This window comes from Micromonospora sp. CPCC 205561, assembly GCF_036906775.1.
In the GTDB taxonomy this organism is placed as follows: Bacteria; Actinomycetota; Actinomycetes; order Mycobacteriales; family Micromonosporaceae; genus Micromonospora.
Window position 1 is genome coordinate 1 of record NZ_JBAKHV010000037.1, and the last position, 24,585, is coordinate 24,585.

Consider the following 24,585-nt stretch of genomic DNA (forward strand, 5'->3'; position numbering starts at 1 on the left):
CCCCCCCGCCCCCCCCCCCCCCCCCCCCTCGGCCCGGCTCGGCGATCTTGCACTTTGCGCCCCGAGAAGGCCGACATTCGCCGCAGATCCTGGGCACGAAGTGCAAGATCGCGGCGGAAAGGGGGCGGGGGGCCGGGGGGCGGGGGCGGGGTGGGGCGGGCGGGTGGGCGGGGGAGAGTGGGGGTGGGGCAGGGTCAGCGGCGGACGATTCGGCGTGGTTTGGTGGCGCGGAGCTCGGCGTACCGCTTGAGGGACTGGGAGCGGTGGTCGAGGCCGAGAGCGGTGAGAAGCAGGTAGCCGAGGAGCACCCCGACGCCGGCCGCCGCGAGGTAGAGCCAGATCTGCGCGAAGAAGGTGCCCGCGCCCCCGGCGAACGGGTCGTCGCCGACCAGCAGCGGCCCGACCAGCACCGTCAGCAGCAGCGCGATCCCGACCGCCGCGGCCAGGTCGGCCGCCCAGGCGGAGACCGGCCGGTGCCTGCCCCAGACGAAGGCGACCGCGGCGAGGACCAGCCCGATCACCACGAACATGCCGAGCGACACCCGGTCGGCGGCGGTGTCGTCGCCGTCGAAGCCGAACCGGGTGACCAGTCGGGCGACCACGTTGACCGCGAACAGCACGACCGTGAGAACCCCGATCGCACGCCACCGCTCCCTCATCGCACTCCTCCCGCCGGTGCCGCCCGCCGGGGCGGCGGGCCTCCTGGCAGGAAGTTCTATCACCGCGGGAGGGGTGTCGTCAGTCCCCCGACCGGACCGGTGGTGGCGGCGGTGGCGGTGGCGGTGGCGGTGCCAGGATCTGCCGGAAACCCATCACCGCGAAGGTCATCGCGCCGGCCACGATCATCGCCAGGCCGACCCAGTTGTCGCCGGTGACGAGCAGGTCCCCCTCGGCCGTCCGGACCGCCGCGACCGCCATCAGGACGAACCAGGGCGTCGCGGGCAGCGCCACCGCCCAGCGGCGGCCGACCGCCTCGTGGGCGAACCAGCTCAGCGCGATGTTCGCGGCGACGGCGACGAGCACCGAGACGCCGATCAGCTGCCCGCCGACGCGGAGCGTGGCCAGCAGCAGCTCCAACACCGCGGTGAGCACCCCGCCGAGGACCGCGACCAGCCCGCCGGCGACCCGCAGGGCGAGGCCGAGCAGCCGCCGGGACCGCCCGGACGGCGACGGCGGGGCGGTCTGCTCCGGGGCGGCCGACATCGACGCGACGGGCAGGCTCACCGGAGACCGGCCGCCGCGACCGGCGACCGGTCCGGGCCGCCGGCGACGTCGAGCCCGGCGAAGAGGTCGTCCTCCCAGCCGTACGGCCCGCTGCCGGGGCCCTTCTCCCCGACCGCGAGGGTGTAGTACTCCATGCCCATGAACTCCCCGCCGAAGCTGCCGGCGATCGTGTACAGCCAGGAGTCGTCGGGGATCTGGGTGGCGTGCGCCCGCATCGCCGCCTCCTTGGCGGCGTGCTGCTCGGTGGCGTCGATCCGGGCCGCGATCTGCTCGTCGGGGGTGCCGAAGGGCAGCTCGGAGAGGTCCTCGATGCCGGCGAAGGGGTTGTCCGACGACTCGACGAAGTGGCCCATCCCGGCCTCCAGCACGCTGAGCGGCATCGCCGTCCAGTAGACCTTCGCCGGGGCCACGCCCTCGGCCCGGGCCAGCTCGTGCGCGCGCATCGCCACCCGGTGCGCCTGGATGTGGTCCGGGTGCCCGTAGAAGCCGTTCTCGTCGTACGTGACCATGACCTGCGGGCGTACCTCCCGCATGACCTCCAACAGGTGCCCGGCGGCCTCGTCGAGGTCGGCCTGCCAGAAGGCGCGGGGATGCTCGTTGGTGGCGAGCCCCATCATGCCGGAGTCCCGGTAGCGGCCCGCGCCGCCGAGGAAGCGGTGGTCGGTGACGCCGAGCGCCGCGCAGGCGGCGTTCAGCTCGGCGATCCGCCAGCCGCCGAGCTGGTCGGCCTCGGCGGCGGCGAGCCGGGCCAGCGCCGGCACGTGGATCTCGCCCTCCTCGCCGAGGGTGCAGGTCACCAGGGTGACGTGGGCGCCGGCCGCGGCGTAGTGCGCCATCGTCGAGCCGGTGCCGATGGACTCGTCGTCGGGGTGCGCGTGGACCAGCAGGAGGCGGCGGTCGGGCAGCGTCGTCACGCTGGTCACTCTATCCGGCGGTTCTCCCCGGCCGGCCGGGACGCGTCCACGCGGGTCCGCCACAAGACCCCGGCCACCGCTCTACCATCTGCCCTGTGGACTTTCCCGAGCTGGCCGCCCGCACCCGCCGGTTCAGCCGTGGGGCGCCGCGGGCCGTCTCGGTGGCCGGCGACGGTTCCCGGGTGGTCTTCCTGCGTTCGGCCGGCCCGGAGGACCCGGCCGACGCGCTCTGGCTGCTCGACGTGGCGACCGGCGAGGAGCGGCTCGTCGCCGACCCGGCGGCGCTGCTCGGGGCCGACGCCGACCCGGCCGCGCTGAGCCCGGGAGAACGCGCGCTGCGCGAGCGGCAGCGGCTGAGCGCCGCCGGCATCGGCTCGTACGCCCTGGACGCCGCCGGGCGGGTGGCGGTCTTCGCGCTGGCCGGCCGGCTCTTCCGGGCCGACCTGGTGCACGGCGACGTGGTCGAGGTGGCCGCCGTCGGCCCGGCGCTCGACCCCCGGCCCGACCCGACGGGGCAGCGCCTCGCGTACGTCACGGACGCCGCCGAGGGGGTCCGCCGGGGTCAGCTGCGGGTGATCGAGGACGACGGCACGGACACCCTGCTGGCGGGCGAGGACTCGGGGGTGACCTGGGGGCTGGCCGAGCACATCGCGGCCGAGGAGTTCCACCGGTTCCGCGGCTACTGGTGGGCGCCGGACGGCCGCTCGGTGCTGGCCGCCCGCGTCGACGAGTCCCGGGTGGAACGCTGGCACCTGCACGACCCGGCCGATCCGGCGAGCCCGCCGACCACGCTCGCGTACCCCCGGGCGGGCAGCGCGAACGCCGAGGTGAGCCTGCACCTGCTCGACCTCGACGACGGCTGGGTCGACGTGCACTGGGACCGGGAGACCTACCCGTACCTGACGGCCGTGCACTGGGCCGAGGGCGGCCCGCTGATCACCGTGCTGCGCCGCTCCCAGCAGCACGGCCTGGTGCTCGCCGTCGACCCGCGCACCGGCGAGACCCAGGTGCACGCCGAACTCGCCGACCCGCGCTGGGTGGAGCCGATCCCCGGCACCCCGGCGCACCTGCCGGACGGCCGGGTGCTGGTCGGCGGCGAACTCGCCCACGACGGGTACGACGCCCGCTGCCTCTTCGCCGACGGGACCCTGCTCACCCCGCCGTCGCTCTACGTGCGCCGGGTGGTGGGGCGGCTGCCGGCCGGCGGCGGCCCGGCCGACCTGCTGGTGGAGGCGAGCGACGGGGAGCCGAGCGAGCGGCACCTCTTCCGGGTACGCACCACGATCGGCGGCGGCGTGGACGCCCGCCGGGTCACCACCGACCCGGGCTGGCACACGGCCGCGGTGGGCGGCGACGTTCTGGTGGTGGGGAGTGCCTCGCTCGACCACCCGGGCATCCGGTGGACGGTGTGGCAGGACGGGCGCGAGGTGGCCGCGCTGCGCTCGCTCGCCGCCACCCCGCCGTACGCGCCGCTGCCGCTGCTGGAGCGGGTCACCGACCGGCGGCTGCCGACGGCGGTGCTCTACCCGGAGAACTACGTCACCGGCCGACGGCTGCCGGTGCTGCTGGACGTCTACGGCGGGCCGGGGCACCAGGAGGTGCTCGCCGCGCGCGGGGCATGGCTGGAGCGGCAGTGGTGGGCCGACGCCGGCTTCGCGGTGGTCACCATCGACAACCGCGGTACGCCGGGCGTGGCGCCCTCCTTCGAGAAGGCGATCCACCGGCGGGTGGCCGACGTCGTCCTGCTCGACCAGGTGGACGCGCTCACCGCGCTGGCCGGCAAGCACCCCGACCTGGACCTGGAGCGGGTGGCGGTGCGCGGCTGGTCGTTCGGCGGCTGGCTGGCCGGGCTGGCGGTGCTGCGGCACCCGGAACTCTTCCGGTGCGGCGTCGTCGGGGCGCCGGTGACCGACTGGGCGCTGTACGACACCGCCTACACCGAGCGCTACCTGGGCCTGCCGGACGACGGCACGGACATCTACGCCCACCACTCGCTGGTCGAGCTGGCCGGCGAGCCGGTGCCGGCCTCGGAGGCGGCCCGGCCGCTGCTGCTGGTGCACGGCCTGGTCGACGACAACGTGGTGGCCGCGCACACGCTGCGCCTGTCGGCGGCGCTGCTGGCGACGGGGCGGCCGCACTCGGTGCTCCCGTTGACCGGCGCCACCCACATGGCCGCCGGCGGCGTCGCGGAGCGCCTGCTCAGGCTGGAGCTGGACTTCGTCCGCCGGCACCTGCTCTGACGCGGCGGCGGACGTACGGAGGCCCCGGCCGACGACGTTGTCGACCGGGGCCCGTCCGTGCGGTGCGGGTTACTGCTTGACGTACGCGTTCACGAACGACGGGTACCCGAAGACGCTGGAGACGAAGACCCCACCGGCCTTGGAACCGTGCACGAGGTAGGCGACGTCGACGTAGAGCGGGACCACCGGGGCGTGCTCCTTCATGATCCGCTCGTCGAGCTTGGCCCACTCCGGGCCCTGCTCGCCCGGCGGCAGGGCCAGGATCCGGTCGAACTCGGCGTTGATCGCCGGGTCGTTGAAGTACGACTGGTTGCTGTTGCCCTCGGCCTTGATGCTGCGGCCGTCGTAGAGCACCGGCAGGATCGAGGCGCCGCTCGGCCAGTCCGCCGCCCAGTTACCGATGTACAGGTCCCAGGGGTTGTCCTTCTTCTTGATCTCGTCGAGCTTCGAGTCGTCCGGGATGTTCCGCACGGTGATCTTGAAGCCGGCCCGCTCCAGGTTGCCCTTGAGCTGGGTGGCCATCTGCTGCTCGGTCGAGTTGTCGGCGACGCCGAGGACCAGCTCGGGCGTCTGACCGCCGAGCAGCTCCTTGGCCTTCTCCACGTTGCCGTTGGCGCCGGCCGGGTAGGCGTCGAACGCCTTGAAGCCGATCGTCGACGGCGGCATCAGCGAGGTCAGCGGGGAGGCGACGGTCTGGCCGCCGACGGACTTGATCAAGCCCTCCCGGTCGATCGCGTAGTTCAGCGCCTGGCGGACCTTCAGGTCCTTCACCCGCTGGTTGTTGATGACGAGCTGGTTGGCGCTCGGCGTCGGGGAGAGGATGCTGCGCTGCTTCAGCGCCGGGTCGTTGGCGACCTTGGCCACCAGCGAGGCGGGCACGTAGTTGAAGGCGACGGCGCTCTGGTCGGCGCCGTTGTCGGCGATCACCCGGTTGTTCGCGGCGTCCGCGGTCGGGCCGAAGCTCCAGACGAACTGGTCCGGGTACTGGTGGCGCACCGGGTCGGTCTTCGCGTCCCAGTGCGGGTTGCGGTCCAGCGTGATCTGCACGCCGACCTGGTTCTTCGCGACCTTGTAGGGGCCGGAGGAGAACGGCGCGTTGTCCAGGTTGACGCCGGTGTCCTTGTCCGCCGGCAGCGGCGCGGAGGTCGGCAGCGAGACCGCGAACGGCAGGTCACAGCGGGGCTTGGCGAACTCGAAGCGCAGGGTCTTCGCGTCCGGGGTGCTCAGGCCCGGCGGCAGCGAGGTCTTGTTCTTCTTGAAGTCCCACTTGGTGTCGAACTGCGGGGTGTCGGCGAGCCACTCCTGGATGTAGGTCGGGCCGCCGGAGAGGTCCGGGTCGAAGGAGCGGGCGATGCCGTACGCGATCTCCTTCGAGGTGATCGGCCGGCCGTCCTCGAACTTGACGCCGTCCTTGACCTTGAATTCCCAGACCTTGCAGTCGTTGTTGACGTTGGTGCCCGGCGTCTCGGCCAGGTCGCCGACGAGGACGAGGCCGCCCTTGCCGTCGTCCTTCCACGTGGTCAGGTAGCGGCTGAAGAGCGGCGACGTCATCAGACCGGCGAACGAGTACGTCCGCTGGGGGTCCAGGTGGGAGATCGGGGTCTCCCGGATGATGGTGAAGGTGCCGCCCTTCTGGGCGCCGGGCACCTCTGCCGCCGGCCCCATGGAATCCTTCGGGTCGGTCGCGATGACCCCGGTCTGCTGCCGGTTGGTGTCCACCGTGGTGCCCTCGCCCGTGTTCTCCGAGCACGCACCCAATGTCACCACCAGTGCGATCGCGCCGCCTGCGGCGGCCGCCACGCGTGGTCGCATCTCCTACCTCCTACACCCAGGTGCCGCCAGGCGTGAGCGCCGACGTCCCGAGGATCGTAAAGAAGAAAACCTACGAGTTGTGTAACAGTTCTCGATAAATTTCACCGTCGTCCGGCCGATGGCCGCCCCGTCCCCCCGACGGCCGGTCAGCCCAGCCGTACGCGGGGGTCGATGGCGGCGTAGAGCAGGTCGACCAGCACGTTCGCGATCACCACGAAGACCGCCGAGATGAGCACGGTGGCCATGATCGTGGGCAGGTCGCCGGCCCGCACCGCCTCGACGGCGGCCCGCCCCAGCCCCTGAAGGCCGAAGGTGGTCTCGGTGATCACCGTGCCGCCCAGCGCCGCCCCGACGTCCAGCCCCGCGATGGTGACCACGGGGGTGATCGCGGCGCGCAGCGCGTGCCGGCCGTACACCTTCGGTTTGGCCAGGCCCTTCGCGCGCGCCGTGCGGACGAAGTCCTCGGAGAGCGTCTCCAGCATCTGCGCCCTCGACAGCCGGGCGTAGATCGCGGAGAAGAGGAAGGCGAGCGCGACCCAGGAGAGCACCAGCCCGCTGGCCCATTTCACCGGACTGTCCAGGAACGGCGTGTAGCTCGGCACCGGCAGCAGCCGCAGGTTGTAGACGAAGACCAGCAGCAGCACCGCGCCGACGAAGTAGAGCTGGAGCGAGGCGCCGGTCAGCGAGAAGCCGATCGCGGCCCGGTCGAGCCAGGTGCCCCGGCGCAGCGCCGAGACCATGCCGAGGCCGACCCCGAGCAGGAGCCAGAGGATGGCCGCGGGGATCACGATGCTCAGCGTCACCGGCAGCACCCGGGTGATGGTGTCGAGCACCGCCTCGTTGTTCACGTACGACCAGCCCAGGCAGGGCGCCTCGCACTTGCCGCCCTGTGCGCTGCCCAGGTCCCGCCCCGTGAAGATGCCCTTCATGTAGCCGGCGTACTGGGTGATGAGCGGGTCACGCAGGCCCAGCTCCTCGCGTACCCGTTCCAGCCGCTCGGGGTTGCAGTTCTTCGGGCACATGCCGGTGACCGGGTCGCGCGGCAGCGCGAAGAACATCAGGAAGGTCAGCACGCTCACCGCGAACAGGGTGAGCACGGCGGAGAAGATCCGCTTGATCAGGAAGCGCGCCATCGGGATCCTCTTTCATTCGCGGCTGCGGGGCTCCACTCCGCCGCACTCCTCGCACTCATCAGGACACCCCTACCGGGACGACTTCGGGTCGAGTGCGTCGCGCAACGCGTCGCCGAAGAGGTTGAACGCGAACACGAGCGCGAAGATGGTGATGCCGGGGAAGAAGACGAACGCCGGGTCGGTCTGGAGGTAGTCCAGGCTCTGGTAGATCATCCGGCCGAAGCTCGGCGTCTCCTCGGTCAGCCCGACGCCGATGAAGGAGAGCGCCGCCTCGCTGGTGATGAACTGCGGCACCGCGAGCGAGAACGACACCAGGATCGGCGCCCAGATGTTCGGCAGCAGCTGCCGGAACACCATGTGCCCGAGCCCCGCGCCGCTGGCCTTGGCGGCCTCCACGAACTCCCGCTCGCGCAGCGCGATCACCTGGCCCCGCACCAGCCGGGCCGTGCTCGTCCAGCCGAAGAGCGCGAAGACGGCGATCAGCACCCCGACCCCGAAGGCGGGGGAGACCGCGTCCCGCTCGCCGTAGAAGCGCAGCGTCAGCGTCGGCGTCAGGGCCAGCGCGACGACCAGGAACGGCATGGCCAGGGTCAGGTCGGTGATCCAGTTGATCACGGCGTCGAGCCAGCCACCGAGGTAGCCGGCGAGCGCGCCGAGCGCGACGCCGAGCACCGCCGTGATCACCGCCGCCGCGAAGGCGATCAGCAGCGAGGTACGCAGGCCGTAGATCAGCCGGATGAAGATGTCCCGGCCGAGGTTGGGCTCGAGCCCGAAGTAGTGATCGCCCGACACGCCGCCGGCGTATCCGAGCGGCATGCCGAAGTTGTCCAGCTTGTTCTGGAACTGGTCGCGCGGGCTGATCCCGTACAGCGCCTCGATCAGCGGCGCGGAGAGCGCCAGCAGCACGAAGAGGATCAGCATGGCCCCGCTGATCATCGCCGTCCGGTCGCGGCGCAGCCGGATCAGGGCGAGCTGGCCGGGCGAGCGGCCGACGAAGCCCTTCGCCTTCGGCGCGTCGGCGTCGCCGCCCGACTCGATCTCGACCAGCGCCACGCCCTCCACCGGGGACATGCTCATCTCGACACCTCCTCGACGCCCGCGTCAGCCGTGCCCGCCCGGTCGGCCGGCTCGGCCGTTTCCACGTCGCCGGCCGCCTCGGCGCGGACAGCGCCGGCGGCCGGCGGACCGGCCTGTTCCACCGGCCCCTGCTCCGGGAAGTGGCAGGCCGCCGCCTGGCCGCCGCCCTCGCGGGACACCAGCGCCGGCTCCTCCGTCGCGCAGACGTCCTGCGCCTTCCAACAACGGGTGCGGAACCGGCAGCCCGACGGCGGGTCGAGCGGGGTGGGCACGTCGCCGGCCAGCCGGATCCGCCCGGCCGGGCCGAGCTTGGTGACGTCCGGGATCGCCGAGAGCAGCGCCCGGGTGTACGGGTGCTGCGGGCGCTCGTAGATGTCGTCCCGGTCGCCGATCTCGACGATCTTGCCGAGGTACATGACGGCGACCCGCTGGCAGAAGTGCCGCACCACGGCCAGGTCGTGGGCGATGAAGACGAACGCCAGGCCCAGGTCGCGTTGCAGGTCCCGGAGCAGGTTGACCACCTGCGCCTGGATCGACACGTCCAGCGCGGAGACCGGCTCGTCGGCCACGATCAGCTTGGGGCGCAGGGCCAGCGCGCGGGCGATGCCGATGCGCTGCCGCTGGCCGCCGGAGAACTCGTGCGGGTAGCGGTTGTAGTGCTCCGGGTTCAGCCCGACCAGCTCCAGCAGCTCCTGCACCCGCTTCTTCAGGCCGCCCGGCGGGTCGATGCCGTTCACCTGCAACGGCATCGCCACGATCCGGCCGACCGTGTGCCGGGGGTTCAGCGACGCGTACGGGTCCTGGAAGATGATCTGGAGGTCCTGCCGCAGCGGGCGCAGCTCCCGGCGCCCGGCGTGGGTGATGTCACGCCCCTCGAACTCGATGCTTCCCGCGCTGGGCTTCAGCAGCCGCACCAGCATCCGGCCGGTGGTCGTCTTGCCGCAGCCGGACTCCCCCACCAGGCCGAGGGTCTCCCCCGGGCGCACGTCGAAGTCCAGCCCGTCGACGGCCCGGACCAGGCCCGTGCTGCGGAAGCCGTTGCGCACCGGGAAGTGCTTGGCCAGGCCACGCACCCGCAGCAGCGGCTCGCCGGCCTCGGCCGGTCGCGCGGCCTCGTCCCGGCCACTCATCGGGACCTGCCTTCGTCGACCGCGGGACTCCGCCGCGCCGCGTTCCTCGCGCTCATCGGGCAACCCCCACGTGGGCGATGTCCTCCGCGTAGAGCCGCGTGCGGTCGTCGGCGGAGAGGTGGCAGGCGACCAGGTGGCCGGGCGCGCCGGCCGGGCGCAGCTCGGGCACCTCGGTACGGGACCGGTCGCCGTTGCGGTCGGCGTACCGGCAGCGCGGGTGGAAGGCGCAGCCGGACGGCAGGTTGATCAGGCTCGGCGGGTTGCCCTTGATCGGCACCAGGTCCGCGTCCGCGTCGCCGTGCAACGACGGCACGCTGGAGAGCAGGCCCCAGGTGTACGGGTGCTGCGGCCGGCGGAGCACCTGCTCCACGCTGCCGTGCTCGACCGCCCGCCCGCCGTACATGACCAGCACCTCGTCGGCCACCTGGCTGACCACGCCCAGGTCGTGGGTGATCAGGATGATCGCGGAGTGGAACTCGGCCTGGAGGTCGGCCAGCAGGTCGAGGATCTGCGCCTGCACCGTCACGTCCAGGGCGGTGGTCGGCTCGTCGGCGATCAGCAGGTCTGGGTCGTTGACCAGCGCCATGGCGATCATCGCCCGCTGCCGCATGCCCCCGGAGAACTCGTGCGGGTACTGCTCGAAGCGGCGGGCCGGCTGTGGGATGCCGACCCGGCCCAGCATGTCCACCGCGCGCCGCCGGGCCTCGCGCTTGCCGGCCTTCGGGTGGTGCACCCGGTACGCCTCGGCGATCTGCCTGCCCACTGTGTAGTACGGGTGCAGGGCGGAGAGCGGATCCTGGAAGATCATCGCCATGTCCCGGCCGCGCAGCCGGCGTACCTCCTCGTCCGGCAGGCCGACCAGCTGGCGGCCGCCGACGGAGATCTCCCCGGTGATGGTGGTGCGCTTGGCGCTGTGCAGCCCGAGGATGGCCAACGAGGTGACGCTCTTGCCCGAGCCGGACTCGCCGACGATGCCGAGGGTGCGCCCGCGCGCCACCTCGAACGACACCCCGTCCACGGCCCGCACCACGCCGTCCTCGGTGTCGAAGCGGACCCGCAGGTCGTCCACCCGCAGGTAGGGGTCCTGACCGGAGCGCTGCTCCGGCACGTTGGGGCGGTCCGGTTTCCCGGACGGCGCCGACTCCGGCCTGTCCACGACCGCCTCCCTCAGCGACGAAGAGAACCTACAGGAAACCACTGAGGGTGAAAATAAGCTACATAACCGGGGCTGTCAGCGGGCCACAGCGTAACGACTCTGCAACGGGCGTGAACAGTCCTCACCAGGACATCCACGGTCACGCCTGGAACGCGACGCAGCCCCGTACGCCACGGGCCCGACCGGGAGGAACCGCTCTCCTGCCGGATGTCGGAGGGCTCGCCTAGTGTCGGGCACATGACCGAGTTCGACGCGGCGGCGACCGCGGTGCAGGCCGCGCTCGACGCGGGGGCCCGTTACGCCGACGCGCGGGTGATGCACCGGCGTTACGAGGCGATGTCCGCCCGCAACGGCGACATCGAGGAACTCACCCAGGACGAGAGCGTCGGGCTGGGCGTCCGGGCGCTGGTGGGTTCCGGCTGGGGCTTCCACGCCGTGCCCGACCTGTCGGACGCCGCCGCCCGCGACGCCGGCCGGCGCGCCGCGCGGATCGCCGCCGCGAGCGCGCGGGTGCCGGGGCCGCCGATCGACCTGGTGCCGGTCGAGGCGGTCACCGCGAGCTGGGCGTCCGCCTGCGTGGTCGATCCGCTCGGCGTGCCGCTCTCCGCCAAGGGCGACCTGCTGGTCGGGGCGACCCGCGCGATGGCGGAGCACGGCGCCGACGTGGCCGAGGGCCTCTACCAGGTCTGGGACACGGCCAAGTGGTTCGTCTCCAGCGAGGGGCACCGGATCGACCAGCGGATCCGGGAGTGCGGCGGCGGCATCTCCGCCACCTCCGTGGGCGACGGGGAGACCCAACGCCGCTCCTACCCCAGCTACCGCGGCCAGTACGGCACCACCGGGTGGGAGCTGGTCGAGTCGCTCGACCTGACCGCGCACGCGGCGCGGATCGCCGAGGAGTCCCGGGCGCTGCTCACCGCGCCGCCCTGCCCGGCCGGCGAGACCGACCTGATCCTCGGCGGCGAGCAGCTCGCCCTCCAGATCCACGAGTCCGTCGGGCACGCCATCGAGCTGGACCGGATCCTCGGCTGGGAGGCCGCCTTCGCCGGCACCTCCTGGTTGGACCTCGCCCGGCTCGGCTCGCTGCGCTACGGCTCCGAGCTGATGAACGTCACTATCGACCCCACCATCCCCGGCGCCCTGGGCAGCTTCGGCTTCGACGACGAGGGCTCCCCCGCCGTCCGACGGGACGCGGTGCGCGAGGGGCGCTGGGTGGGCGTGCTCGCCGGCCGCGACTCGGCCGCCGTCGCGGGCCTGGACCACGGCGGCAGCGTACGCGCCGACGGCTGGGCCCGGCTGCCGATGGTGCGGATGACCAACGTCGGCCTGGAACCCGGGCCGCACACGCTGGAGGAGATCGTCGCCGCCACCGACGACGGGGTGCTGATGGACGTCAACCGGTCCTGGTCCATCGACGACAAACGGCTCAACTTCCAGTTCGGCTGCGAGATCGGCTGGGAGGTGAAGAAGGGCCGTCGGGGCCGGATGCTGCGCAACCCCACCTACACCGGCATCGGGCCGCTCTTCTGGCGGTCCATGGACATGCTCTCCTCGGAGACCGTCGCGTGGGGCACCCCCAACTGCGGCAAGGGGCAGCCGGGGCAGACCGGCCACACGGGTCACCCCGCCGCGCCGGCCCGCTTCCGCAACGTCCGGGTGGGGGTCCGCGCGTGAGTGAGGGGCGGGAGGCCGCATGAGTGAGCTGGAGATCGCCGGTCGGGTGGTGGAGCTGGTCCGCCGGCTCGGCGGGCCCGACGCGCAGGCCGAGGCGGTGGTCACCCGGGCCGACCTGGCGCTGACCCGGTTCGCCAACTCCTCCATCCACCAGAACGTCGCCGAGTCCGGCGTCGGGGTCCGGCTGCGGCTGCACGTGGCCGGGCGTACGGCCACCGGCAGTGGCAGCGTGGTCACCGCCGAGGGGCTGCGCGCGCTGGTCGAGCGCACCCTCGCCGCGGCGCGGCTCTGCCCGCCCGACCCGGCCTGGCCCGGGCTCGCCCCATCGGGGCCGACACCGGCCGCCCCGACCGTCGACGAGGCCACCGCGGACGCCGACCCGGACGAGCGGGCCGAGCGGGTGCGCGCGTTCGTGGCGGCGGCCGGCGGGCTGGAGACGGCCGGCTACTGCCGCACGGCGCACCGGTCCTCGGCATTCGCCAACTCGGCCGGGCACACCGCGCAGGGCCGCGCCGTCGAGGCGGCGATGGACGGCATCGCCCGCACGGGCGGCGCGGACGGCGTCGCCCGGCTCTGCGCCGACCGGCTGGCCGATCTCGACGGTGCCGAGCTCGGCGCCCGGGCCGCGGCCAGGGCGCGCGCGGCGGTCGACCCGGTGGAGCTGCCGCCCGGCCGCTACGAGGTCGTGCTGGAGCCGGCGGCGGTCGCCGACCTGCTCCAGAACCTCGCCTGGTACGGCTTCAACGGCAAGCGGCACGCCGAGCGGCAGTCCTTCGTCGCACCGGGGACGGCCCAGTTCGACCCGGCGGTCACCCTGGTCGACGACCCGCTCGCCGGCTCCGGGCTGCCGTTCGACGTGGAGGGCACGCCCCGGCGGGCGCTGACCCTGGTGGAGGCGGGCACCACCCGGGCGGTGGCGCACGACCGGCGGACGGCCGCCGAGGAGGGCGTGGCCTCGACCGGGCACGCGTCGCCGGGCGCCGCCGCGTGGGGCCCGATGGCCCGCAATCTGCGCCTGCGTCCCGCGGCCAGGGCGGGCGCCGGCGGCGGGCCGGCCGCCGCGACGTCGGCCGACGCCGGAGCCGACGGCGCGACGGGCCCGGCCGGGGCGGCGACCGACGGCGCGACGGTGGGCGGCGTGCCGGCGGGGGTGGTCGACGCGGACACCGCCGCGCTCGTCGGGCGGATGCGGCGGGGGCTGCTGGTCAGCGACCTCTGGTACACCCGGGTGCTCGACCCGCGGAGCCTGGTCCTCACCGGCCTGACCCGCAACGGCGTGTGGCTGGTCGAGGACGGCGTGGTGACCCGGGCGGTCCGCGACCTGCGCTTCACCGAGTCCTATCCGCGCGCCCTCGGTCCGGGCGCGGTGCTCGGGCTGGGGCGGCGGGCCGTACGCCAGCCGGACCGGGTGGACGGGGTGTGGTGGGAGGCGCCACCGCTGCGGCTCGCCTCGTGGAACTTCACGGGTGGCGCCTCCGGGTGAGCCGCCGCCGTCCCCCGGGGACGGGGTGCCGAGTGGAGTTCCTAACATCCGGACATCGGTCGTCGTCCAGGGCTTTCCACCGGCCGGGACACACGGGACACTCCCTTGCGCGGACGGCTCGCGGAGATCGGCGTAACGTGTGTCACTTAGCTGCGCCGTATCGCCGGCGCGGTCGTTGGTGTGCGCATGACGTGGCAAGCGGGTGCGGGTTGCGCCGGTCCGCGTGCCGACCGGAACTTGATCCGCCCGTGAGGGTCCTGTCAGGGAGACGACTCGAATGACATCAACGGCAACGAGGCCGCTGGGGGCGCGGGCGCGCGCCGCCATCGCGGCGAAGACGTTGCGTACCGACCGCTGGTGGCTCGCCCCGCTGATCACCGTGATCGGGCTCGGCGCGTGGGTGGCGTACGCGACGGTCCGGGTCTTCATGCACGACTTCTACTGGGTCGAGGACTACCACTACCTGACCCCGTTCTACTCCCCCTGCGTGACCGAACGCTGCCTGCCGGACGCCGCGCACTTCGGACGGTTCCTGCCCGGCTGGTGGATCATCCCGGACGCGGCGCTGACGCTGCCGTTCCTGCTGCTGTTCCGGCTCACCTGCTACTACTACCGCAAGGCGTACTACCGGTCGTTCTGGCTGTCGCCGCCCGCCTGCGCGGTTCCGGACGGGCACAAGTCCTACAGCGGCGAGACCCGGTTCCCGCTGCTCGGGCAGAACCTGCACCGCTACTTCTTCTACGCCGCCGCGATCATCTCGCTGATCAACACCTGGGACGCGATCCTGGCCTTCCACTCCCCCAAGGGCTTCGGCTTCGGGCTGGGCAACATCATCCTGCTCGTCAACGTGGTGATGCTCTGGGCGTACACGATCTCCTGCCACTCGTGCCGGCACATCATCGGCGGACGACTGAAGCACTTCTCCAAGCACCCGATGCGCTACCGGGCCTGGACCTTCGTCTCCGCCCTGAACGTCCGGCACATGCAGCTCGCCTGGATCACCCTCGGCACGCTGGCCCTGACCGACTTCTACGTCATGGCGCTCGCGGCCGGCTGGTTCAACGACCTGCGGTTCATCAACTAGAGGGCCCCTGACATGACGAATCCTCACCACCAGACGAGCTCCACCACGCGGATCGAACGACACCACTACGACGTCGTCGTGATCGGCGCCGGCGGCGCCGGCCTGCGCGCGGCGATCGAGGCCCGGCTCGCCGGCAAGAAGACCGCGATCATCTCCAAGTCGCTCTTCGGCAAGGCGCACACGGTGATGGCCGAGGGCGGCGCCGCCGCCGCGATGGGGAACGTGAACAGCCGGGACAACTGGCAGGTGCACTTCCGCGACACGATGCGCGGCGGCAAGTTCCTCAACAACTTCCGGATGGCCGAGCTGCACGCGAAGGAGTCGCCGCAGCGGATCTGGGAGCTGGAGACGTACGGCGCGCTCTTCGACCGGACCAGGGACGGGAAGATCTCGCAGCGCAACTTCGGCGGCCACGAGTACCCCCGGCTGGCCCACGTCGGCGACCGGACGGGCCTGGAGATGATCCGCACCCTCCAGCAGAAGATCGTCTCCCTCCAGCAGGAGGACAAGCGCGACCACGGCTCGTACGACGCCCGGATCAGGGTCTTCTCGGAGACCACGATCACCGAGCTGCTGCTCGACGGCGACCGGGTCGCGGGCGCGTTCGGCTACTACCGGGAGTCCGGCGAGTTCATTCTCTTCGAGGCGCCGGCCGTGGTGCTGGCGACCGGCGGCGTCGGCCGCTCCTACAAGGTCACCTCGAACTCCTGGGAGTACACCGGGGACGGGCACGCGCTGGCCCTGCGCGCCGGCGCGACGCTGATCAACATGGAGTTCCTCCAGTTCCACCCGACCGGCATGGTCTGGCCGCCGTCGGTGAAGGGCATCCTGGTCACCGAGTCGGTACGCGGCGACGGCGGCGTGCTGAAGAACTCCGACGGCAAGCGGTTCATGTTCGACTACGTCCCCGACGTCTTCCGCAAGCAGTACGCGGAGACCGAGGAGGAGGCGGACCGCTGGTACACCGACCCGGACAACAACCGGCGCCCGCCGGAGCTGCTGCCCCGCGACGAGGTGGCCCGGGCGATCAACAGCGAGGTCAAGGCCGGGCGGGGCACCCCCTCGGGCGGCGTCTACCTGGACATCGCCTCCCGCAAGCCGGCGGAGGAGATCCGTCGCCGCCTGCCGTCGATGTACCACCAGTTCAAGGAGCTGGCCGACGTCGACATCACCAGGGAGCCGATGGAGGTCGGGCCCACCTGTCACTACGTGATGGGCGGCGTCGAGGTCGACCCGGACAGCGGGGCCGCGTTCGGCCACGTGCGGGGGCTCTTCGCCGCGGGCGAGGTCTCCGGCGGCATGCACGGCTCCAACCGGCTCGGCGGGAACTCCCTGTCCGACCTGCTGGTGTTCGGCAAGCGCGCGGGCGGCCACGCCGCCACGTACGCCGACGGCCTCACCGCCCGGCCGAAGGTGGGCATCGCCGCCGTGGAGGCCGCGGTGGAGACGGCGCTGGCACCGTTGCAGCGGGACACCGGCGAGAACCCGTACGTCCTCCAGCAGGACCTCCAGGCGGTGATGGGCGACCTGGTCGGCATCATCCGGCGCGAGGGCGAGCTGGTGGACGCCCTGGGGCGGCTGGCGGAGCTGCGCGAGCGGGTGGCGAAGGTGAGCGCGAGCGGCGGCCGGCGCTACAACCCGGGCTGGCACCTGGCGCTGGACCTGCGCAACATGCTGGTGGTCTCCGAGTGCACCGCGAAGGCGGCACTGGAGCGGCGCGAGTCGCGCGGCGGCCACACGCGCGAGGACCACCCGGCGATGGACCCGGCGTGGCGCCGGGTCAACCTGGTCTGTTCCCTCGACGGCGACACCGTGCGCCTGGAACGCAAGCCGCTGCCGAAGATGCGCCCGGAGCTCATCGGCCTCTTCGACCGCGCGGAGCTGGCCAAGTACCTCACGGACGAGGAACTCGCCGAGTTCGACGCTGCCGTCGCCGACGTCGAGACCGAGAAGGAGCGCTGACGCAATGGGTAACCAGAAGTCCCAGGGGCCCGGGAAGCCGGGCGCGAAGCGCCGGTTCCGCATCTGGCGCGGCGACGAGAACGGCGGCGACCTACAGGACTACGCGGTGGAGGTGAACGAGGGCGAGGTCGTCCTCGACGTCATCCACCGGCTCCAGGCGACCGAGGCGCCCGACCTGGCCTGCCGCTGGAACTGCAAGGCCGGCAAGTGCGGCTCCTGCTCGATGGAGATCAACGGCAAGCCGCGGCTGAGCTGCATGACCCGGATGTCCACCTTCACGGAGGACGAGACGGTCACGGTCACCCCGCTGCGCACCTTCCCCGTGATCCGGGACCTGGTCACCGACGTCTCGTTCAACTACGAGAAGGCCCGGGAGACGCCGGCGTTCGCCCCGCCGGCCGACCTGGCGCCCGGCGAGTACCGGATGCAGCAGGTCGACGTGGAACGCTCGCAGGAGTTCCGCAAGTGCATCGAGTGCTTCCTGTGCCAGAACGTCTGCCACGTGATCCGCGACCACGAGGAGAACAAGCAGTCGTTCTCCGGGCCGCGGTACTTCATCCGGGCCGCCGAGCTGGACATGCACCCGCTGGACGCGAAGGGCGACCGCAAGGAGTACGCGCAGGCCGAGCAGGGCCTCGGGTTCTGCAACATCACCAAGTGCTGCACCGAGGTCTGCCCCGAGCACATCAAGATCACTGACAACGGGATCATCCCCATGAAGGAGCGGGTCGTCGACCGCAGGTACGATCCCCTTGTGTGGCTTGGTAGCAAGATCTTCCGGAGGGGTCAGGTGCCTCAGACCATCGTGACCAGCGAACACGTCGGCGGTGCGGTGCGCGGCAGCTCGGCCAACGCGGGGTTCCACTCGCACGCGGGCGGCTCGCACGACCCGCAGGCGGAGGTGCAGGCGCAGCAGGGCGTCAACTGGCACCGGGAGGTGCCGAGGCCGACCGCGCCGGCCGTCGACGACCACGGAAGGCTGCCGCTGACGGAGCTCACCTTCGACCGGGCGGCAGCGCCGTCGCCGTTCGGTGACGACGTGACCTTCCCGCTGCCGCCGGAGCACCTGAACTTCGCCCACCCGGAGCAGGACAAGCACTGACTGCGCAGGTGATGACGGGGGCCGCGGCTGACGCCGCCGGCCCCCGTCCCCTTTCCGCCCGGGTGTCCGCTTCGGCTCAGGGCGCGAGGAGCGGACGGAGGGCTTCGACGATGGGAGCGTCGGCGGGGAGCCAGGTGACGCTGTCCAACTCGTCGCCGGCGAGCCAGCGCAGCGCCGAGTGCTCCAGGGCCTGCGGCTGGTCGCCGTGCAGCAGGCGGGCCGCGTACACCTTGAGCACGGAGCGGCCGTGGGCCATCCGGACGTTGCGGCCCACCCGGTCGCCGATCTCCACGCGTACGGCGAGCTCCTCGGCGCACTCGCGGGCGAGCGCCGCGGTCTCGCTCTCCCCCGGCTCCACCTTGCCGCCGGGGAACTCCCACATGCCCGCCACCTCGGCCGGGGCGGAGCGGGCGCACGCGAGCACCCGGCCGTCCCTGATGATCGCCGCTCCGACGATCACCCTCGGGTCCCGTCGCTCGGCCTGCCCGCCGCCATTAGCCCGTTCGGTCCGCACGGGCGTCCAGCGTGCCAGATCAATAGGCGGTTTGGGTACCGTGGCCGACCGTCAGGGCAGCAGAACCCGGAAGTGTGGGCGTGGACACACCCAGCGGGCGACGACAGACTAGAGGGCACCGACAAGACACGGGACGGCGACGATTTGGCCACAAGCCGGCAACGGCGTCTGGGAGGTGCGGTGATGCGCGCGCTGTTCAGCGGCCGAGCGAAGCACGACTACCTGAGCGACGCTCTCACCCTGCTCACCGGTTGGATCCGGGAGGGTGAGCAGATCCGCCGCACCCTCTCCATCGACGACACGCAGCACGCGGCCCTCACCGAGCGGGTGAAGGTCGTGGCCGACGCGTTGCACCTGCGTCCCGAGATCAGCCGCCGGGCCAACCAGACCCAGATCAGGGTCGGGCACGGCAACGCGCCGCTGACCGAGGGCGAGGTCCTGCTGGCGGCCCGCATCGAGGACGCCTACCGGGCGGTCACCCAGCCCTGACCGCCGGCCGGGCCGCCGGTGCCGGCCCTCTCCCGCTGTCGGCGCGGCGGTCGGGAGTCACCTGGGAATCGGCTGGGAAGCCTGATGTTTCCCTGAACGGCGCGGGGGTATCAATTCGGTGCGGGAGCAGACAACCGCCCCGCAGCGGACTGAACCTCTTATAACGCCTTTTTTGGAGCTGACATGACTACCCCCACCACCAACCGCGGGACAGACCACACCACCCACCAGGTGGAGCACCACGGCGACCACGACGTCCGGCACGCGCACCGGCACGGCGACGAGACCAAGCCGTCGTGGAAGACCACCGAGCTGGCCGTCTACCTGCTCTCGGTGATCGGCGTGCTGATCGCCTCGAACGCCGTTGGCGACGGCGCCGCCAACGACGGCGGCGACTACTTCGCGGCCGACAAGGCGTGGTGGTACATCACCCTGCTGACCATCGGTTACCTGATCAGCCGGGGCCTGGCCAAGGCCGGCAGCCGCAGCCGCGACAACGACCCGCGCACCAGCCGGTAGGCGCACCGCGTCACGAAAGCCCCGCCGTCCGCGTCCGCACGACGCGTCGGCGGGGCTTCGCGCTTCCCGGGGCCGGCCGGCCGCGACGCGGGCCCGGGGTCAGGCGGCCCCGTCCTGCGGATACCAGCGCAGCTCCACGGCGTTGCCGTCCGGGTCCCGGACGTAGATCGAGGTCGCGCTCCCCCGGGCGCCGAACCGGGACACCGGCCCCTCGATGACGCTGAAGACCCCGGACCGGACGACCTCCGCCCAGTCGAGCGGCTCCACGACCAGACAGAAGTGGTCGACGTTCGACTCGCCCCGGTCCCGGCGTACGAGGTCGACGATGGTTCCCGGGTCTACCCGCACCGAGGGGAACGGCGCCCGACCGGCCCGCCACTGGTCGACCCGCACCGGGGCCAGGCCGAGCAGGCCGCAGTAGAAGTCCAGCGCCCGCTCGACGTCGGTGACGTTGAGCACCAGGTGGTCGAAGCCCGTGACCCGCACCGCGCTCACCGCTCCTCCAGGTCGTGGGCCCGGCGCAGCCAGTCGGTGAACAGGGCCGGGTCGACGTCGGCGAGGGCCCGCAGCCTGACCGAGGCCATCTGTCGGGCGCCGGGAACGAGCCGGGCCGAGGGATCGCCGATCTCCCGGCCGCGCCACAGCCCGAAGGTGACGTACGAGCCGTACGTCTTCAGCAGGCAGACGGGGCGCCGGCCCGGCCGGTCGCCGAGCCCCCAGACCGGGTGGCCGTGCCACATCGCCCCCGTGGCCGCCGGCAGGGCCGCCTCGATGACGGGCAGGAGCCTCTCGCTGATCTCGCGCAGTGGCGGTTCGAGGCGGGCCAGGTAGTTCGTGACTGTCGTCGTTTCCATGCGGTTCACGATCCGCCGCCCGGCGACGCCGACCAAGACACGATCGCACTACCATCGTTGAGCCGGATTCAACGATGGGGCGGGGCGTGCTGGAACGACACGAGCTGGAGACCTTCCTGACCCTCGCCGAGGAGCTGCACTTCGGTCGGACGGCGGAGCGCCTGCGGGTCACCACCGGGCGGGTCAGTCAGGTCGTCAAGACGTTGGAGCGCCGCGTCGGCGCCCCGCTGTTCGCCCGCACCAGCCGGGTCGTGCGGCTCACCCCGATCGGCCGGCAACTCGCCGACGACCTGACGCCGCTGGTCGCCGGCATCGACGACGCGGTACGCCGGGCCGTCGAGGCGGGGCGGGGCGTCACCGGGCGGCTGCGGGTCGCCTTCCTCGGCGAGTGGACCGCGCCGACCCTGCTCAAGGCGGTCGCCCTCTTCTCCCGACGCCACCCCGACTGTCAGGTCGAGGTGCGCGAGGTCCAGCTCTTCAACTCCCGGCAGAGCCTGCTCGACGGCTCGGTCGACGTCCTGATGGCCGCGTACCCCTTCGACGGGATGGCCTGCGGGCCGGCGCTGCTGGAGGAGCGGCGGTTGCTCGCGGTGGCCACCGGGCACCGGCTGACCCGGGAGGAGTCCGTCTCGCTGGAGGTGCTCGGCGACCACCCGGTGGTGCAGTACCCGGCGGTGACCTCGGCCGAGTTCAAGCGCGACCGCACCCCCGAACACACCCCGTCGGGTCGGCCGGTGCCGAAGGGGCCGGCGGGCAACACCTTCTCGGAGATGCTGACGCTTGTCGCGATGGGACGGGGGGTGCTGCCGGTGGGCGAGCACACCCGCCGCTACTACCCGCGGCCCGACGTGGCGTACGTGCCGATCCACGACGCCCCGCCGATCCGGCGCGGCCTGGTCTGGCAGGAGAGCAACGGCACGGCCCGGGTCCACGAGTTCGTCCGGGCCGCGACCGACGCGAACGCGGCCTGACACCCACCCTCCCCGCTGGCATGATCGCGCCGGTGAGACACGGGGAGTTCCGCCAGCCACGGCTGGTGCGCGTGAGGAACTGCGCGGCTCGCTGCGGGCGGCCGGTTTCGCCGTGGAGCGTGTCCACGGCGGCTGGGGCGGGGAGCCCGTGGGCCGGGGCGACGGCGAGTTCCTCGTCCTCGCCCGCCGACGGTGATCTTGTAGCTGGCGCGCCCTTCCTACCGTGGAGGACATGGCGAACGCGACGTACGACCGCAAGGAGCAGTTCCAGCAGATCCAGAGCGGCCTGCTCCACGGAGAACAGATCATCGCCGTCTACGACGCCGTCGGCACCGGCACCGGCTTCATCGGCCTGACCGACCGGCGCGTCATCATCCAGGACCGCTCCTTCGTCGGCAAGCGGTACGCCATCACCAGCATCCCGTACTCGAAGATCACCAGCGTGAGCGTGGTCAGCAACAAGTCGTGGGGCGGCTCGTTCTTCTCCACCGGGGCGATCGCGATCCACGTCGGCACGCACACCTACGAGGTGGAGTTCCGGGGCTCGGAGAAGAGCCACCACGTGCACAACGTGATCCTGCACCACATCAGCTGAGCCGGTCGGCGGGTAAAGCGGTTGCCGGCGCGGGGCCGGGCCGGTTGGGTGGGGGCAGGTCGAGTGAGGGGAGACGACGATGTCCGACGCGTTGAGGCCCGTCCAGGCAGGAACCTCCGTCCCAGCGAAATCGAGGCTTCGTGGAAACCACTACTCCCGCACGTCCCGCGCCGGCGGGCGCCGCTGACCGCACCACCCCCGGAGGCCGATGATGTCGGTCTTCGACGATCCCGGTCTCTTCGGCCGGCTGTGGGCCGACACCTATGACGATCCCGGCAACCCGGATCCGGCTCCGGCGGTCGACTTCCTCGCCGGCCTGGCCGACGGCGGCCCGGCCCTGGAACTCGCCATCGGCACCGGCCGCGTCGCGCTGCCGCTCGCCGAGCGTGGCGTCGCCGTCGAGGGCGTCGAGGCGTCACCGGAGATGGTGGCGAAGATGCGCGCCAAGCCCGGCGGCGACGGCGTCCCGGTCGCCATCGGGGACATGGCCGACGTGCCCGTCGCCGGGCCGTACCGGCTGGCGTACCTGGTGTTCAACACCCTGTTCAACCTGGTCGACGCCGAGCGGCAGGCGGACTGCTTCCGCAACGTCGCCCGGGTGCTCGCGCCGGGCGGCGCGTTCGTCATCGAGGCGTTCGTGCCGGACCCGACCGACTTCGACCGGGACGAGCAGGTCCGGATGCGCGCGGTGACCGAGGACTCGGCCACCATCCGCCTGCACCAGTACGACCGGGCGGCGCAGACGTTCGTCCGGCAGACCGTCACGTTCGACCGGGACGGCGTGCACCTGCGTCCCTTCGCGATGCGCTACCTGTGGCCGGAACAGATCGACGAGCTGGCGGAGCGGGCCGGCCTCCGGCTCGCCGAGCGGTACGCCGACTGGCACCGGTCGCCCTTCGGGGCGGACAGCGCCTCGCACGTCTCGGTCTACCGCAGCCGGTAGGCCCCGGCATCCCGGCCGGCTGCCCCCGCTGGGGGCCTCGGCCGACCGCACCAGCGGGGCCGGGAGGGAGCGGTCAGTCCGGCCCGGACGGCCGCTCCTTCCCCGGGCCGGTGTCCGGCCTCCCCCCGGGCAGCAGGACCGCGGCGCGATCCAGCAGGGCGCGCCGGGCGGCACCGGAGTGCGCCTCGGCCGCCCGCCGGAACAGCGCGGCGGCCCGGTGCCGGTCGCCCTGGCGGGCGGTCAGCTCCGCCTCGGCGGCGACGGCGAGCGGGTACCCGTCCAGCGCCCCGCCGGCCCGGGCGGCGGCGAGCAGCGCCAGCCCCGCCGCCGGTCCGTGCGCGTAGCCGTGGGCGACGGCCCGGTTCAGCTCGACCACCGGCGTCGGCTGCCGAAGGGCGAGCCGGTCGTACGCCCCGGCGATCGCGGCCCAGTCGGTGGCCTCGGCGGACCCGGCGGTCGCGTGGCAGGCGGCGATCCGGGCCTGGAGGGCGTACGGGCCGTCGGCCCCGACCCGCGCGAGGATGCCGATGCCCTCGGCGATGGCGGCGTGGTCCCAGCGGGCACGGTCCTGCCGGTCGAGGGTGAGCAGCTCGCCGTCGCGGTCGCGGCGGGCGTGTCGCCGCGAGTGCTGGAGGAGGAACAGGGCCAACAGGGCGGCCACCTCGGGCTCGGCCGGCAACAGCCGGTCGAGCAGCCGGGCAAGGCGGATAGCCTCGTCGGCGAAGGCGGGCTCGCCGTCGGCGTCGTAGCCGCGGGTGAAGAGCAGGTACAGCACCGCGAGGACGCCGGGCAGCCGCTCGGCGAGCATCGGGCCGGTCGGCACCCGGTAGGGGATGCCGGCGGCGGCGATCCTCGCCTTGGCCCGGGTGAGCCGCCGGGTCATGGTCGACTCGGTGACGAGGAGGGCCCGCGCGATGTCGGCGGTCGGCACCCCGCAGACCGTACGCAGCGTCAGGGCGACCCGCGCCTCCAGCGACAGGGCGGGGTGGCAGCAGGTGAAGACGAGCCGCAGCCGGTCGTCCACGACCTCCCCCCGCCCCGCCGGCGGCTCCGGCGCCGACCCGGTCGGCGCGAGCAGGGCCAGCTCGCGCAGCTTGCCCCGCTCGACCGAGGCCCGCCGCAGCACGTCGATCGCGCGGTTGCGGGCCACCGTCATCAGCCAGCCGCCCGGGTTGGCGGGCACGCCCTCCGTCGGCCAGCGGGTCAGTGCGAGCGCCGACGCCTCCTGCGCGCAGTCCTCGGCCAGGGTCCAGTCGCCGGTCGCCCGGATCAGCGACGCGACGATCCGGGCGTACGAACCGGTGCTCGCGGCGGCGACGGCGTCGGCCACCGCGAGCCGGCCGGCGGCGCCGTCAGCCATCCAGGCCGACGACCGGACGCAGTTCGAGCCGTCCCGCGCGGGCCATCGGGTGGGCGCGCGCCACCTCGATCGCCTCGTCCAGGTCGGCGCACTCCAGCAGGTCGAAGCCCACGATCACCTCCTTGGTCTCGGCGAACGGGCCGTCGGAGACCAGCAGCTCCCCGTTGCGGACCCGGACCGTGGTGGCCGCCGTCGGCTCGGCGAGCGCGTCGCCCGTCAGCCGCCGGCCCCGGGCGTCGTTCTCCGCGACCCACGCCTCGATGTCCGGCCAGTCGGCCCGGTCGGTGTCCGGCTCGCCGTCGGTGCAGACCAACATCAGGTACTTCATGCGCGCTCCTCGGTCTCGGGT

Annotated in this window: 24 protein-coding genes; 11 read left to right on the forward strand and 13 right to left on the reverse strand. The window is 72.8% G+C overall.

Going from position 1 to position 24,585, the window contains the following annotated elements; genetic code table 11:
- Nucleotides 1–194: 194 nt before the first annotated feature.
- The 3 genes from V6V16_RS19215 to mshB all read right to left on the reverse strand — a co-directional run bounded on the left by V6V16_RS19215 (nucleotide 195) and on the right by mshB (nucleotide 2,147).
- Nucleotides 195–659: a hypothetical protein gene (locus V6V16_RS19215; RefSeq protein WP_334563937.1), complete on the reverse strand. Its 465-nt coding sequence runs from the start codon at nucleotides 657–659 to the stop codon at nucleotides 195–197.
- Nucleotides 660–738: 79 nt separating this feature from the next.
- Entirely contained in the window at nucleotides 739–1,203 is a 465-nt protein-coding gene (locus tag V6V16_RS19220; RefSeq protein ID WP_334563939.1) for a hypothetical protein, read from the reverse strand.
- A gap of 17 nt (nucleotides 1,204–1,220) precedes the next feature.
- A complete protein-coding gene (gene mshB, locus V6V16_RS19225; protein WP_334563941.1) occupies nucleotides 1,221–2,147 on the reverse strand; it encodes an N-acetyl-1-D-myo-inositol-2-amino-2-deoxy-alpha-D-glucopyranoside deacetylase in 927 nt (308 codons plus the stop codon).
- Between the two features lie 86 nt (nucleotides 2,148–2,233).
- Between mshB and V6V16_RS19230 the strand changes: the two genes are divergently transcribed.
- Nucleotides 2,234–4,378: a S9 family peptidase gene (locus tag V6V16_RS19230; RefSeq protein WP_334563942.1), complete on the forward strand. Its 2,145-nt coding sequence runs from the start codon at nucleotides 2,234–2,236 to the stop codon at nucleotides 4,376–4,378.
- A gap of 69 nt (nucleotides 4,379–4,447) precedes the next feature.
- On the opposite strand, the gene V6V16_RS19235 is transcribed toward V6V16_RS19230, so the two are convergent.
- The 5 genes from V6V16_RS19235 to V6V16_RS19255 form a co-directional block, all read right to left on the reverse strand.
- A complete protein-coding gene (locus tag V6V16_RS19235; protein ID WP_334563944.1) occupies nucleotides 4,448–6,190 on the reverse strand; it encodes an ABC transporter substrate-binding protein in 1,743 nt (580 codons plus the stop codon).
- 146 nt (nucleotides 6,191–6,336) lie between these two features.
- Nucleotides 6,337–7,323: an ABC transporter permease gene (locus V6V16_RS19240; protein WP_334563946.1), complete on the reverse strand. Its 987-nt coding sequence runs from the start codon at nucleotides 7,321–7,323 to the stop codon at nucleotides 6,337–6,339.
- 69 nt (nucleotides 7,324–7,392) lie between these two features.
- The gene (locus tag V6V16_RS19245) at nucleotides 7,393–8,400 is read right to left on the reverse strand and encodes an ABC transporter permease (protein ID WP_334563947.1); all 1,008 of its coding nucleotides are present in this window, start codon (nucleotides 8,398–8,400) and stop codon (nucleotides 7,393–7,395) included.
- Complete coding sequence (locus tag V6V16_RS19250; RefSeq protein ID WP_334563949.1) at nucleotides 8,397–9,530, reverse strand: ABC transporter ATP-binding protein; 1,134 nt, start codon at nucleotides 9,528–9,530, stop codon at nucleotides 8,397–8,399. The genes V6V16_RS19245 and V6V16_RS19250 overlap by 4 nt, the downstream gene beginning before the upstream one ends.
- Nucleotides 9,531–9,582: 52 nt before the next feature.
- The gene (locus tag V6V16_RS19255) at nucleotides 9,583–10,638 is read right to left on the reverse strand and encodes an ABC transporter ATP-binding protein (RefSeq protein ID WP_334564052.1); all 1,056 of its coding nucleotides are present in this window, start codon (nucleotides 10,636–10,638) and stop codon (nucleotides 9,583–9,585) included.
- A gap of 285 nt (nucleotides 10,639–10,923) precedes the next feature.
- Here V6V16_RS19255 and V6V16_RS19260 point away from each other — a divergent pair, with 285 nt between their 5' ends.
- From V6V16_RS19260 to V6V16_RS19280, 5 genes are all read left to right on the forward strand, one after another.
- Nucleotides 10,924–12,360 (forward strand): TldD/PmbA family protein, encoded by a 1,437-nt coding sequence (locus V6V16_RS19260; RefSeq protein WP_334563950.1) that lies wholly within the window; start codon nucleotides 10,924–10,926, stop codon nucleotides 12,358–12,360.
- Between the two features lie 19 nt (nucleotides 12,361–12,379).
- Nucleotides 12,380–13,843, forward strand: a complete 1,464-nt coding sequence (locus V6V16_RS19265) for a TldD/PmbA family protein (RefSeq protein ID WP_334563952.1) — start codon at nucleotides 12,380–12,382, stop codon at nucleotides 13,841–13,843.
- A 277-nt stretch (nucleotides 13,844–14,120) separates the two neighbouring features.
- Entirely contained in the window at nucleotides 14,121–14,927 is an 807-nt protein-coding gene (locus V6V16_RS19270) for a hypothetical protein (protein ID WP_334563954.1), read from the forward strand.
- A gap of 12 nt (nucleotides 14,928–14,939) precedes the next feature.
- A complete protein-coding gene (locus V6V16_RS19275; RefSeq protein ID WP_334563956.1) occupies nucleotides 14,940–16,889 on the forward strand; it encodes a fumarate reductase/succinate dehydrogenase flavoprotein subunit in 1,950 nt (649 codons plus the stop codon).
- Between the two features lie 4 nt (nucleotides 16,890–16,893).
- Nucleotides 16,894–17,991, forward strand: coding sequence for a succinate dehydrogenase/fumarate reductase iron-sulfur subunit (locus tag V6V16_RS19280; protein ID WP_334563958.1), 1,098 nt, complete (start codon nucleotides 16,894–16,896; stop codon nucleotides 17,989–17,991).
- Between the two features lie 76 nt (nucleotides 17,992–18,067).
- Here V6V16_RS19280 and V6V16_RS19285 read toward each other — a convergent pair whose 3' ends face one another.
- Complete coding sequence (locus tag V6V16_RS19285; protein WP_334563960.1) at nucleotides 18,068–18,505, reverse strand: (deoxy)nucleoside triphosphate pyrophosphohydrolase; 438 nt, start codon at nucleotides 18,503–18,505, stop codon at nucleotides 18,068–18,070.
- Nucleotides 18,506–18,688: 183 nt separating this feature from the next.
- On the opposite strand from V6V16_RS19285, the gene V6V16_RS19290 reads away from it, so the two are divergent.
- Complete coding sequence (locus V6V16_RS19290; RefSeq protein ID WP_334563962.1) at nucleotides 18,689–18,994, forward strand: 4a-hydroxytetrahydrobiopterin dehydratase; 306 nt, start codon at nucleotides 18,689–18,691, stop codon at nucleotides 18,992–18,994.
- A gap of 183 nt (nucleotides 18,995–19,177) precedes the next feature.
- Nucleotides 19,178–19,513, forward strand: a complete 336-nt coding sequence (locus V6V16_RS19295; protein WP_334563964.1) for a hypothetical protein — start codon at nucleotides 19,178–19,180, stop codon at nucleotides 19,511–19,513.
- A 99-nt stretch (nucleotides 19,514–19,612) separates the two neighbouring features.
- Here V6V16_RS19295 and V6V16_RS19300 read toward each other — a convergent pair whose 3' ends face one another.
- A complete protein-coding gene (locus V6V16_RS19300) occupies nucleotides 19,613–20,008 on the reverse strand; it encodes a VOC family protein (protein WP_334563966.1) in 396 nt (131 codons plus the stop codon).
- Complete coding sequence (locus V6V16_RS19305; protein ID WP_334563968.1) at nucleotides 20,005–20,367, reverse strand: DUF1801 domain-containing protein; 363 nt, start codon at nucleotides 20,365–20,367, stop codon at nucleotides 20,005–20,007. The genes V6V16_RS19300 and V6V16_RS19305 overlap by 4 nt, the downstream gene beginning before the upstream one ends.
- A gap of 86 nt (nucleotides 20,368–20,453) precedes the next feature.
- On the opposite strand from V6V16_RS19305, the gene V6V16_RS19310 reads away from it, so the two are divergent.
- The 3 genes from V6V16_RS19310 (at nucleotide 20,454) to V6V16_RS19320 (ending at nucleotide 22,876) form a co-directional block, all read left to right on the forward strand.
- Nucleotides 20,454–21,338, forward strand: coding sequence for a LysR family transcriptional regulator (locus V6V16_RS19310; protein WP_334563970.1), 885 nt, complete (start codon nucleotides 20,454–20,456; stop codon nucleotides 21,336–21,338).
- A gap of 232 nt (nucleotides 21,339–21,570) precedes the next feature.
- On the forward strand, nucleotides 21,571–21,933 hold the full coding sequence (locus tag V6V16_RS19315) for a PH domain-containing protein (RefSeq protein ID WP_334563972.1): 363 nt from the start codon (nucleotides 21,571–21,573) through the stop codon (nucleotides 21,931–21,933).
- A 211-nt stretch (nucleotides 21,934–22,144) separates the two neighbouring features.
- On the forward strand, nucleotides 22,145–22,876 hold the full coding sequence (locus V6V16_RS19320) for a class I SAM-dependent methyltransferase (RefSeq protein WP_334563974.1): 732 nt from the start codon (nucleotides 22,145–22,147) through the stop codon (nucleotides 22,874–22,876).
- 73 nt (nucleotides 22,877–22,949) lie between these two features.
- Here V6V16_RS19320 and V6V16_RS19325 read toward each other — a convergent pair whose 3' ends face one another.
- Nucleotides 22,950–24,236, reverse strand: coding sequence for an RNA polymerase sigma factor (locus V6V16_RS19325; RefSeq protein ID WP_334563976.1), 1,287 nt, complete (start codon nucleotides 24,234–24,236; stop codon nucleotides 22,950–22,952).
- Nucleotides 24,229–24,564 (reverse strand): YciI family protein, encoded by a 336-nt coding sequence (locus V6V16_RS19330; protein WP_334563978.1) that lies wholly within the window; start codon nucleotides 24,562–24,564, stop codon nucleotides 24,229–24,231. The genes V6V16_RS19325 and V6V16_RS19330 overlap by 8 nt, the downstream gene beginning before the upstream one ends.
- Between the last annotated feature and the right edge of the window lie 21 nt (nucleotides 24,565–24,585).

What these genes read in the sequence shown, in the direction of transcription:
- V6V16_RS19215 (WP_334563937.1), bottom strand. Translation starts at nt 659, where the DNA reads ATGAGGGAGCGGTGGCGTGCGATCGGGGTTCTCACGGTCGTGCTGTTC.
- V6V16_RS19220 (WP_334563939.1), bottom strand. Translation starts at nt 1,203, where the DNA reads ATGTCGGCCGCCCCGGAGCAGACCGCCCCGCCGTCGCCGTCCGGGCGG.
- V6V16_RS19235 (WP_334563944.1), bottom strand. Translation starts at nt 6,190, where the DNA reads ATGCGACCACGCGTGGCGGCCGCCGCAGGCGGCGCGATCGCACTGGTG.
- V6V16_RS19240 (WP_334563946.1), bottom strand. Translation starts at nt 7,323, where the DNA reads ATGGCGCGCTTCCTGATCAAGCGGATCTTCTCCGCCGTGCTCACCCTG.
- V6V16_RS19245 (WP_334563947.1), bottom strand. Translation starts at nt 8,400, where the DNA reads ATGAGCATGTCCCCGGTGGAGGGCGTGGCGCTGGTCGAGATCGAGTCG.
- V6V16_RS19250 (WP_334563949.1), bottom strand. Translation starts at nt 9,530, where the DNA reads ATGAGTGGCCGGGACGAGGCCGCGCGACCGGCCGAGGCCGGCGAGCCG.
- V6V16_RS19260 (WP_334563950.1), top strand. Translation starts at nt 10,924, where the DNA reads ATGACCGAGTTCGACGCGGCGGCGACCGCGGTGCAGGCCGCGCTCGAC.
- V6V16_RS19265 (WP_334563952.1), top strand. Translation starts at nt 12,380, where the DNA reads ATGAGTGAGCTGGAGATCGCCGGTCGGGTGGTGGAGCTGGTCCGCCGG.
- V6V16_RS19270 (WP_334563954.1), top strand. Translation starts at nt 14,121, where the DNA reads ATGACATCAACGGCAACGAGGCCGCTGGGGGCGCGGGCGCGCGCCGCC.
- V6V16_RS19275 (WP_334563956.1), top strand. Translation starts at nt 14,940, where the DNA reads ATGACGAATCCTCACCACCAGACGAGCTCCACCACGCGGATCGAACGA.
- V6V16_RS19280 (WP_334563958.1), top strand. Translation starts at nt 16,894, where the DNA reads ATGGGTAACCAGAAGTCCCAGGGGCCCGGGAAGCCGGGCGCGAAGCGC.
- V6V16_RS19290 (WP_334563962.1), top strand. Translation starts at nt 18,689, where the DNA reads ATGCGCGCGCTGTTCAGCGGCCGAGCGAAGCACGACTACCTGAGCGAC.
- V6V16_RS19295 (WP_334563964.1), top strand. Translation starts at nt 19,178, where the DNA reads ATGACTACCCCCACCACCAACCGCGGGACAGACCACACCACCCACCAG.
- V6V16_RS19305 (WP_334563968.1), bottom strand. Translation starts at nt 20,367, where the DNA reads ATGGAAACGACGACAGTCACGAACTACCTGGCCCGCCTCGAACCGCCA.
- V6V16_RS19315 (WP_334563972.1), top strand. Translation starts at nt 21,571, where the DNA reads ATGGCGAACGCGACGTACGACCGCAAGGAGCAGTTCCAGCAGATCCAG.
- V6V16_RS19320 (WP_334563974.1), top strand. Translation starts at nt 22,145, where the DNA reads ATGTCGGTCTTCGACGATCCCGGTCTCTTCGGCCGGCTGTGGGCCGAC.
- V6V16_RS19325 (WP_334563976.1), bottom strand. Translation starts at nt 24,236, where the DNA reads ATGGCTGACGGCGCCGCCGGCCGGCTCGCGGTGGCCGACGCCGTCGCC.
- V6V16_RS19330 (WP_334563978.1), bottom strand. Translation starts at nt 24,564, where the DNA reads ATGAAGTACCTGATGTTGGTCTGCACCGACGGCGAGCCGGACACCGAC.